The sequence below is a fragment of the Citrobacter sp. CK188 genome (assembly GCF_030333525.1).
Taxonomy (GTDB): Bacteria; Pseudomonadota; Gammaproteobacteria; order Enterobacterales; family Enterobacteriaceae; genus Citrobacter_B; species Citrobacter_B koseri.
In genome coordinates this window covers 21,015-30,226 of record NZ_JAOWFU010000023.1, presented here as the reverse complement: position 1 = coordinate 30,226, position 9,212 = coordinate 21,015, and the positions used below count along the sequence as shown (strand labels likewise).

Below are 9,212 nucleotides of genomic sequence, written 5' to 3'. Positions count from 1 at the left end.
GCATTCGACCAGATCGATAACGCGCCGGAAGAAAAAGCTCGTGGTATCACCATCAACACTTCTCACGTTGAATACGACACCCCGACTCGCCACTACGCGCACGTAGACTGCCCGGGCCACGCCGACTATGTTAAAAACATGATCACCGGTGCTGCGCAGATGGACGGTGCGATCCTGGTTGTTGCTGCGACTGACGGCCCGATGCCGCAGACCCGTGAGCACATCCTGCTGGGTCGTCAGGTAGGCGTTCCGTACATCATCGTGTTCCTGAACAAATGCGACATGGTTGATGACGAAGAGCTGCTGGAACTGGTTGAGATGGAAGTGCGTGAACTGCTGTCTCAGTACGATTTCCCGGGCGACGACACGCCGATCGTTCGTGGTTCTGCTCTGAAAGCGCTGGAAGGCGACGCAGAGTGGGAAGCGAAAATCATCGAACTGGCTGGCTACCTGGATTCCTACATCCCGGAACCAGAGCGTGCGATTGACAAGCCGTTCCTGCTGCCGATCGAAGACGTATTCTCCATCTCCGGTCGTGGTACCGTTGTTACCGGTCGTGTAGAGCGCGGTATCATCAAAGTGGGCGAAGAAGTTGAAATCGTTGGTATCAAAGAGACTGCGAAGTCTACCTGTACTGGCGTTGAAATGTTCCGCAAACTGCTGGACGAAGGCCGTGCTGGTGAGAACGTAGGTGTTCTGCTGCGTGGTATCAAACGTGAAGAAATCGAACGTGGTCAGGTACTGGCTAAGCCGGGTTCCATCAAGCCGCACACCAAGTTCGAATCTGAAGTTTATATCCTGTCCAAAGACGAAGGCGGCCGTCATACTCCGTTCTTCAAAGGCTACCGTCCGCAGTTCTACTTCCGTACAACTGACGTGACTGGCACCATCGAACTGCCGGAAGGCGTAGAGATGGTAATGCCGGGCGACAACATCAAAATGGTTGTTACCCTGATCCACCCGATCGCGATGGACGACGGTCTGCGTTTCGCAATCCGTGAAGGCGGCCGTACTGTTGGCGCAGGCGTGGTTGCTAAAGTTCTCGGCTAATCGCTGATAACATTTGACGCAATGCGCAATAAAAGGGCATCATTTGATGCCCTTTTTGCACGCTTTCACATCAGAACCTGGCTCATCAGTGATTTTTTTTGTCATAATCATTGCTGAGACAGGCTCTGCTGAGGGCGTTTAGTCCGAAACGCAACACAGAGCATTTCGGTTTGGATTGCCTCGCATACGCGGGGTGAAAATGTTTGTAGAATACTTCTGACAGGTTGGTTTATGAGTGCGAATACCGAAGCTCAAGGAAGCGGGCGCGGCCTGGAAGCGATGAAGTGGGTCGTTGTTGTCGCATTGCTGCTTGTGGCTATTGTGGGCAACTACCTCTATCGCGACATGATGCTGCCGCTGCGTGCGCTGGCCGTAGTAATTCTGATTGCTGCAGCGGGTGGTGTCGCGCTGTTGACGACAAAAGGTAAAGCAACCGTTGCTTTTGCCCGTGAAGCGCGTACCGAAGTCCGTAAGGTCATTTGGCCGACTCGCCAGGAAACATTGCACACCACGCTGATTGTGGCTGCGGTTACCGCAGTAATGTCACTGATCCTGTGGGGACTGGATGGTATTCTGGTTCGCCTGGTATCCTTTATCACTGGCCTGAGGTTCTGAGATGTCTGAAGCTCCTAAAAAGCGCTGGTACGTCGTTCAGGCGTTTTCCGGTTTTGAAGGCCGCGTAGCAACATCGCTACGTGAGCATATCAAATTACACAATATGGAAGAGTTGTTTGGTGAAGTCATGGTGCCGACCGAAGAAGTGGTCGAAATCCGTGGTGGCCAGCGTCGCAAAAGCGAGCGCAAATTCTTCCCGGGCTACGTCCTGGTTCAGATGGTGATGAACGACGCAAGCTGGCACCTGGTGCGCAGTGTTCCGCGTGTGATGGGCTTCATCGGCGGTACGTCTGACCGTCCGGCGCCAATCAGCGACAAAGAAGTTGATGCGATCATGAACCGTCTGCAACAGGTCGGTGATAAACCGCGTCCGAAAACGCTGTTTGAACCGGGTGAAATGGTTCGTGTTAACGACGGTCCGTTTGCTGACTTTAACGGCGTTGTTGAAGAAGTGGACTACGAGAAGTCCCGCCTGAAGGTGTCTGTTTCTATCTTTGGTCGTGCGACCCCGGTAGAACTGGACTTTGCCCAGGTTGAGAAAGCCTAAGCAGCGATCAAAAAAGCGGCGATTTAATCGTTGCACAAGGCGCGAGATTGGAATACAATTTCGCGCCTTTTGTTTTTATGGGCCTGGCCCGTAAAACGATTTTTTTATATCACGGGGAGCCTGTTTTCAGGCGTTATACCCAAACGAGGAAATTGCAATGGCTAAGAAAGTACAAGCCTACGTCAAGCTGCAAGTTGCAGCTGGTATGGCTAACCCGAGTCCGCCAGTAGGTCCGGCTCTGGGTCAGCAGGGTGTAAACATCATGGAATTCTGCAAAGCGTTCAACGCAAAAACTGATTCCATCGAAAAAGGTCTGCCGATTCCGGTTGTTATCACCGTTTACGCTGACCGTTCTTTCACCTTTATTACCAAAACGCCTCCGGCAGCAGTTCTGCTGAAGAAAGCGGCTGGTATTAAGTCTGGTTCCGGCAAGCCGAACAAAGACAAAGTAGGTAAAATTTCCCGCGCTCAGCTGCAGGAAATCGCGCAGACCAAAGCTGCCGACATGACTGGTGCCGACATTGAAGCGATGACTCGCTCCATCGAAGGTACTGCACGTTCCATGGGCCTGGTAGTGGAGGACTAAGAAATGGCTAAACTGACCAAGCGCATGCGTGTGATCCGTGAGAAAGTTGATGCGACCAAACAGTACGACATCAACGAAGCTATCTCTCTGCTGAAAGAACTGGCCACTGCTAAGTTCGTAGAAAGCGTAGACGTTGCCGTTAACCTCGGCATCGACGCGCGTAAATCTGACCAGAACGTACGTGGTGCAACTGTACTGCCGCACGGTACTGGCCGTTCTGTTCGCGTAGCCGTATTTACCCAGGGTGCAAACGCTGAAGCTGCTAAAGCTGCTGGCGCTGAACTGGTAGGTATGGAAGATCTGGCTGAACAGATCAAGAAAGGCGAAATGAACTTTGACGTTGTTATTGCTTCCCCGGATGCAATGCGCGTTGTTGGCCAGCTGGGCCAGGTTCTGGGTCCGCGTGGCCTGATGCCGAACCCGAAAGTGGGTACTGTAACGCCTAACGTTGCTGAAGCGGTTAAGAACGCTAAAGCTGGTCAGGTTCGTTACCGTAACGACAAAAACGGCATCATCCACACCACCATCGGTAAAGTGGATTTTGACGCTGACAAACTGAAAGAAAACCTGGAAGCTCTGCTGGTTGCGCTGAAAAAAGCAAAACCGACTCAGGCAAAAGGCGTGTACATCAAGAAAGTTAGCATCTCCACCACCATGGGTGCTGGCGTTGCCGTTGATCAGTCCGGTCTGACTGCGACTGTGGCGAACTAATATTCGCCTTTACGTGGGCGGTGATTTTGTCTACAATCTTACCCCCACGTTTCTGTTGAAATAAACAGAACTCTATGCGAGTCATTTGAATTGTAGCAGCTAACGCGGCTACGGTTCAAAGGGCGAAGTCATAGACAAGATTTGTTCGTTGGAGCCTGGCCTATCCAGGCCTCCGTCGAAGACCGCAGGTGTTTCGTAAGAAACTTAATGCCCTGCGTAGACGGTGACAGAACGCTAAGATTATTTTTTATACTCTGGCTTGTTTCTGCTCACCGTATTAAGACGCTCTCCTCGTTGAGGAGAGTGAAGTGAGTTCCAGAGCATGAGCTCTGGCAAACATCCAGGAGCAAAGCTAATGGCTTTAAATCTTCAAGACAAACAAGCGATTGTTGCTGAAGTCAGCGAAGTAGCCAAAGGCGCGCTGTCTGCAGTAGTTGCGGATTCCCGTGGCGTAACTGTAGATAAAATGACTGAACTGCGTAAAGCAGGTCGTGAAGCTGGCGTTTACATGCGTGTTGTTCGTAACACCCTGCTGCGCCGCGTCGTTGAAGGTACTCCGTTCGAGTGCCTGAAAGACACGTTTGTTGGTCCGACCCTGATTGCATACTCTATGGAACACCCGGGCGCTGCTGCTCGTCTGTTCAAAGAGTTCGCGAAAGCGAATGCAAAATTTGAGGTCAAAGCCGCTGCCTTTGAAGGTGAGCTGATCCCGGCGTCTCAGATCGACCGCCTGGCAACTCTGCCGACCTACGAAGAAGCAATTGCACGCCTGATGGCAACCATGAAAGAAGCTTCGGCTGGCAAACTGGTTCGTACTCTGGCTGCTGTACGCGATGCGAAAGAAGCTGCTTAATCGCAGTTATCTTTATAACGCATCCGCTTACGTATAAACTTATTCTGATATTCAGGAACAATTTAAATGTCTATCACTAAAGATCAAATCATTGAAGCAGTATCCGCTATGTCCGTAATGGACGTTGTAGAACTGATCTCTGCAATGGAAGAAAAATTCGGTGTTTCCGCTGCTGCTGCTGTAGCTGTAGCTGCTGGCCCGGTTGAAGCTGCTGAAGAAAAAACTGAATTCGACGTAATTCTGAAAGCTGCTGGCGCTAACAAAGTTGCTGTTATCAAAGCAGTACGTGGCGCGACTGGCCTGGGTCTGAAAGAAGCTAAAGACCTGGTAGAATCTGCTCCGGCCGCTCTGAAAGAAGGCGTGAGCAAAGATGACGCTGAAGCTCTGAAAAAATCTCTGGAAGAAGCTGGCGCTGAAGTTGAAGTTAAATAAGCCAACCCTTCCGGTTGCAGCCTAAGAAATTAGGCTGATGGCTGGTGACTTTTTAGTCACCAGCCTTTTTGCGCTGTAAGGCGCCAGTAGCGTTTCACACTGTTTGACTACTGGTTGTCCTGACAATGCTTGTTTCTATCGACGACTTAATATACTGCGACAGAACGCCCGTTCTGTGTAAATCGCAATGAAATGGTTTAAGCGTGATAGCAACAGGCATTGCGGAAAGTATTCCATTTTCCGGTCAACAAAATAGTGTTGCACAAACTGTCCCTCCGCAGGACAGATGGGTCGACTTGTCAGCGAGCTGAGGAACCCTATGGTTTACTCCTATACCGAGAAAAAACGTATTCGTAAGGATTTTGGTAAACGTCCACAAGTTCTGGATGTACCTTATCTCCTTTCTATCCAGCTTGACTCGTTTCAGAAGTTTATCGAGCAAGATCCTGAAGGGCAGTACGGTCTGGAAGCTGCATTCCGTTCCGTGTTCCCGATTCAGAGCTACAGCGGTAATTCCGAGCTGCAATACGTCAGCTACCGCCTTGGCGAACCGGTGTTTGACGTTCAGGAATGTCAGATCCGTGGCGTGACCTATTCCGCACCGCTGCGCGTAAAACTGCGTCTGGTGATCTACGAGCGCGAAGCGCCGGAAGGCACCGTAAAAGACATTAAAGAACAAGAAGTCTACATGGGCGAAATTCCGCTCATGACCGACAACGGTACTTTCGTTATCAACGGTACTGAGCGTGTTATCGTTTCCCAGCTGCATCGTAGCCCGGGTGTCTTCTTCGACAGCGATAAAGGTAAAACTCACTCTTCCGGTAAAGTACTGTATAACGCGCGCATCATTCCTTACCGTGGTTCATGGCTGGACTTTGAGTTCGATCCGAAAGACAACCTGTTTGTCCGTATCGACCGTCGTCGTAAACTGCCTGCGACCATCATTCTGCGTGCACTGCAATACACCACTGAACAGATCCTGGACCTGTTCTTTGAGAAAGTGATCTTCGAGATCCGCGACAACAAGTTGCAGATGGAACTGGTGCCGGAACGCCTGCGTGGTGAAACCGCCTCCTTTGACATCGAAGCCAACGGCAAAGTGTACGTCGAAAAAGGTCGTCGCATTACTGCGCGCCACATTCGCCAGCTGGAAAAAGACGATATCAAACATATCGAAGTTCCGGTTGAGTACATCGCGGGTAAAGTGGCGTCTAAAGACTATGTTGACGAATCAACTGGCGAGCTGATCTGCGCAGCGAACATGGAGCTGAGCCTGGATCTGCTGGCGAAGTTGAGCCAGTCTGGCCACAAGCGTATCGAAACGCTGTTCACCAACGATCTGGATCACGGCCCGTACATTTCTGAAACGGTACGCATCGACCCGACCAACGATCGTCTGAGCGCGCTGGTAGAAATCTACCGCATGATGCGCCCGGGTGAGCCGCCGACTCGTGAAGCGGCTGAAAGCCTGTTTGAGAACCTGTTCTTCTCCGAAGACCGCTATGACCTGTCTGCGGTTGGTCGTATGAAGTTCAACCGTTCTCTGCTGCGCGATGAAATTGAAGGTTCCGGTATCCTGAGCAAAGACGACATCATTGACGTGATGAAGAAGCTCATTGATATCCGTAACGGTAAAGGCGAAGTCGATGATATCGACCACCTCGGCAACCGTCGTATCCGTTCCGTAGGCGAAATGGCGGAAAACCAATTCCGCGTTGGCCTGGTGCGTGTTGAGCGTGCGGTGAAAGAGCGTCTGTCTCTGGGCGATCTGGATACCCTGATGCCTCAGGACATGATCAACGCCAAACCGATTTCTGCGGCAGTGAAAGAGTTCTTCGGCTCCAGCCAGCTGTCTCAGTTTATGGACCAGAACAACCCGCTGTCTGAGATTACGCACAAACGTCGTATCTCCGCACTCGGCCCAGGCGGTCTGACCCGTGAACGCGCAGGCTTCGAAGTTCGAGACGTACACCCGACCCACTACGGTCGCGTATGTCCTATCGAAACGCCTGAAGGTCCGAACATCGGTCTGATCAACTCCCTGTCCGTGTATGCACAGACTAACGAATACGGTTTCCTTGAGACTCCGTATCGTAAAGTCACCGACGGCGTGGTGACTGACGAAATTCATTACCTGTCTGCTATCGAAGAAGGTAACTACGTTATCGCTCAGGCGAACTCCAACCTGGATGACGAAGGCCACTTTGTAGAAGATCTGGTTACCTGCCGTAGCAAAGGCGAATCCAGCTTGTTCAGCCGCGACCAGGTTGACTACATGGACGTTTCCACCCAGCAGGTGGTTTCCGTCGGTGCGTCCCTGATCCCGTTCCTGGAACACGATGACGCCAACCGTGCATTGATGGGTGCGAACATGCAACGTCAGGCGGTTCCGACTCTGCGCGCTGATAAGCCGCTGGTTGGTACCGGTATGGAACGTGCTGTTGCCGTTGACTCCGGTGTAACTGCGGTTGCTAAACGTGGCGGTACTGTTCAGTACGTGGATGCGTCCCGTATCGTTATCAAAGTTAACGAAGACGAGATGTACCCGGGCGAAGCAGGCATCGACATCTACAACCTGACCAAATACACCCGCTCTAACCAGAACACCTGTATCAACCAGATGCCGTGTGTTTCTCTGGGTGAGCCGGTTGAGCGCGGCGACGTGCTGGCTGACGGTCCGTCCACCGACCTCGGTGAACTGGCGCTGGGTCAGAACATGCGCGTAGCGTTCATGCCGTGGAACGGCTACAACTTCGAAGACTCCATCCTCGTTTCCGAGCGTGTTGTCCAGGAAGACCGTTTCACCACCATCCACATTCAGGAACTGGCCTGTGTGTCCCGTGACACCAAGCTGGGGCCGGAAGAGATTACCGCTGATATCCCGAACGTGGGTGAAGCTGCGCTCTCTAAACTGGATGAATCCGGTATCGTTTACATCGGTGCGGAAGTGACCGGCGGCGACATTCTGGTTGGTAAGGTAACGCCGAAAGGTGAAACCCAGCTGACGCCAGAAGAGAAACTGCTGCGTGCGATCTTCGGTGAGAAAGCGTCTGACGTTAAAGACTCTTCTCTGCGCGTACCAAACGGTGTTTCCGGTACGGTTATCGACGTTCAGGTCTTTACTCGCGATGGCGTAGAAAAAGACAAACGTGCGCTGGAAATCGAAGAGATGCAGCTGAAGCAGGCGAAGAAAGACCTGTCTGAAGAATTGCAGATCCTCGAAGCTGGTCTGTTTAGCCGTATCCACGCTGTGCTGGTTTCCGGTGGCGTTGAAGCTGAGAAGCTCGACAAACTGCCGCGCGATCGCTGGCTGGAACTGGGCCTGACCGACGAAGAGAAACAAAATCAGCTGGAGCAACTGGCTGAGCAGTACGACGAACTGAAACACGAGTTCGAGAAAAAACTCGAAGCGAAACGCCGCAAAATCACTCAGGGCGACGATCTGGCACCGGGCGTGCTGAAGATTGTTAAGGTATATCTGGCGGTTAAACGCCGTATCCAGCCTGGTGACAAGATGGCAGGTCGTCACGGTAACAAGGGTGTAATTTCTAAGATCAACCCGATCGAAGATATGCCTTACGATGAAAACGGCACGCCGGTAGACATCGTACTGAACCCGCTGGGCGTACCGTCTCGTATGAACATCGGTCAGATTCTGGAAACCCACCTGGGTATGGCTGCGAAAGGTATCGGCGATAAGATCAACGCCATGCTGAAACAGCAGCAGGAAGTCGCGAAACTGCGCGAATTCATCCAGCGTGCGTACGATCTGGGCGCTGATGTTCGTCAGAAAGTTGACCTGAATACCTTCAGCGATGAAGAAGTTCTGCGTCTGGCTGAAAACCTGCGCAAAGGTATGCCGATCGCAACGCCGGTGTTCGACGGTGCGAAAGAAGCGGAAATTAAAGAGCTGCTGAAACTGGGTGACCTGCCGACTTCCGGTCAGATCACGCTGTTTGACGGCCGTACCGGTGAACAGTTCGAGCGTTCGGTAACCGTAGGTTACATGTACATGCTGAAACTGAACCACCTGGTCGACGACAAAATGCACGCTCGTTCCACCGGTTCCTACAGCCTGGTTACTCAGCAGCCGCTGGGTGGTAAGGCGCAGTTCGGTGGTCAGCGCTTCGGGGAGATGGAAGTGTGGGCGCTGGAAGCATACGGCGCAGCATACACCTTGCAGGAAATGCTCACCGTTAAGTCTGATGACGTGAATGGCCGTACTAAGATGTATAAGAACATCGTGGACGGCAACCATCAGATGGAACCGGGCATGCCGGAATCCTTCAACGTATTGTTGAAAGAGATTCGTTCGCTGGGTATCAACATCGAACTGGAAGACGAGTAATTCTCGCTCAAACAGGTCACTGCTGCCGGGGTAATACCCGGCAGCGGAATGTGCTAACTCCGACGGGAGC

General features: G+C 52.1%; 8 protein-coding genes. All 8 read left to right on the top strand.

Annotated features, from left to right (window positions below; all coding sequences use genetic code 11):
• A partial coding sequence (tuf, locus tag OGV67_RS02680; RefSeq protein ID WP_286450944.1) for an elongation factor Tu occupies positions 1 to 1,050 on the top strand: 1,050 nt, incomplete at its 5' end.
• A gap of 231 nt (positions 1,051 to 1,281) precedes the next feature.
• Positions 1,282 to 1,665: a preprotein translocase subunit SecE gene (gene secE / locus OGV67_RS02675; RefSeq protein ID WP_012133816.1), complete on the top strand. Its 384-nt coding sequence runs from the start codon at positions 1,282 to 1,284 to the stop codon at positions 1,663 to 1,665.
• A gap of 1 nt (position 1,666) precedes the next feature.
• On the top strand, positions 1,667 to 2,212 hold the full coding sequence (gene nusG / locus OGV67_RS02670; RefSeq protein ID WP_003862341.1) for a transcription termination/antitermination protein NusG: 546 nt from the start codon (positions 1,667 to 1,669) through the stop codon (positions 2,210 to 2,212).
• Between the two features lie 157 nt (positions 2,213 to 2,369).
• Entirely contained in the window at positions 2,370 to 2,798 is a 429-nt protein-coding gene (gene rplK / locus OGV67_RS02665) for a 50S ribosomal protein L11 (protein WP_012133815.1), read from the top strand.
• A 3-nt stretch (positions 2,799 to 2,801) separates the two neighbouring features.
• A complete protein-coding gene (rplA, locus tag OGV67_RS02660; protein ID WP_012133813.1) occupies positions 2,802 to 3,509 on the top strand; it encodes a 50S ribosomal protein L1 in 708 nt (235 codons plus the stop codon).
• Between the two features lie 355 nt (positions 3,510 to 3,864).
• Complete coding sequence (gene rplJ, locus OGV67_RS02655) at positions 3,865 to 4,362, top strand: 50S ribosomal protein L10 (protein ID WP_004097644.1); 498 nt, start codon at positions 3,865 to 3,867, stop codon at positions 4,360 to 4,362.
• Positions 4,363 to 4,428: 66 nt separating this feature from the next.
• A complete protein-coding gene (gene rplL / locus OGV67_RS02650) occupies positions 4,429 to 4,794 on the top strand; it encodes a 50S ribosomal protein L7/L12 (RefSeq protein WP_012133812.1) in 366 nt (121 codons plus the stop codon).
• A gap of 319 nt (positions 4,795 to 5,113) precedes the next feature.
• Positions 5,114 to 9,142: a DNA-directed RNA polymerase subunit beta gene (rpoB, locus tag OGV67_RS02645; protein ID WP_024130652.1), complete on the top strand. Its 4,029-nt coding sequence runs from the start codon at positions 5,114 to 5,116 to the stop codon at positions 9,140 to 9,142.
• The last annotated feature ends 70 nt before the right edge of the window (positions 9,143 to 9,212 follow it).

Bases quoted from the DNA above. Each gene is read 5' to 3' on its own strand.
- secE (WP_012133816.1), top strand. From the start codon at position 1,282: ATGAGTGCGAATACCGAAGCTCAAGGAAGCGGGCGCGGCCTGGAAGCG.
- nusG (WP_003862341.1), top strand. From the start codon at position 1,667: ATGTCTGAAGCTCCTAAAAAGCGCTGGTACGTCGTTCAGGCGTTTTCC.
- rplK (WP_012133815.1), top strand. From the start codon at position 2,370: ATGGCTAAGAAAGTACAAGCCTACGTCAAGCTGCAAGTTGCAGCTGGT.
- rplA (WP_012133813.1), top strand. From the start codon at position 2,802: ATGGCTAAACTGACCAAGCGCATGCGTGTGATCCGTGAGAAAGTTGAT.
- rplJ (WP_004097644.1), top strand. From the start codon at position 3,865: ATGGCTTTAAATCTTCAAGACAAACAAGCGATTGTTGCTGAAGTCAGC.
- rplL (WP_012133812.1), top strand. From the start codon at position 4,429: ATGTCTATCACTAAAGATCAAATCATTGAAGCAGTATCCGCTATGTCC.
- rpoB (WP_024130652.1), top strand. From the start codon at position 5,114: ATGGTTTACTCCTATACCGAGAAAAAACGTATTCGTAAGGATTTTGGT.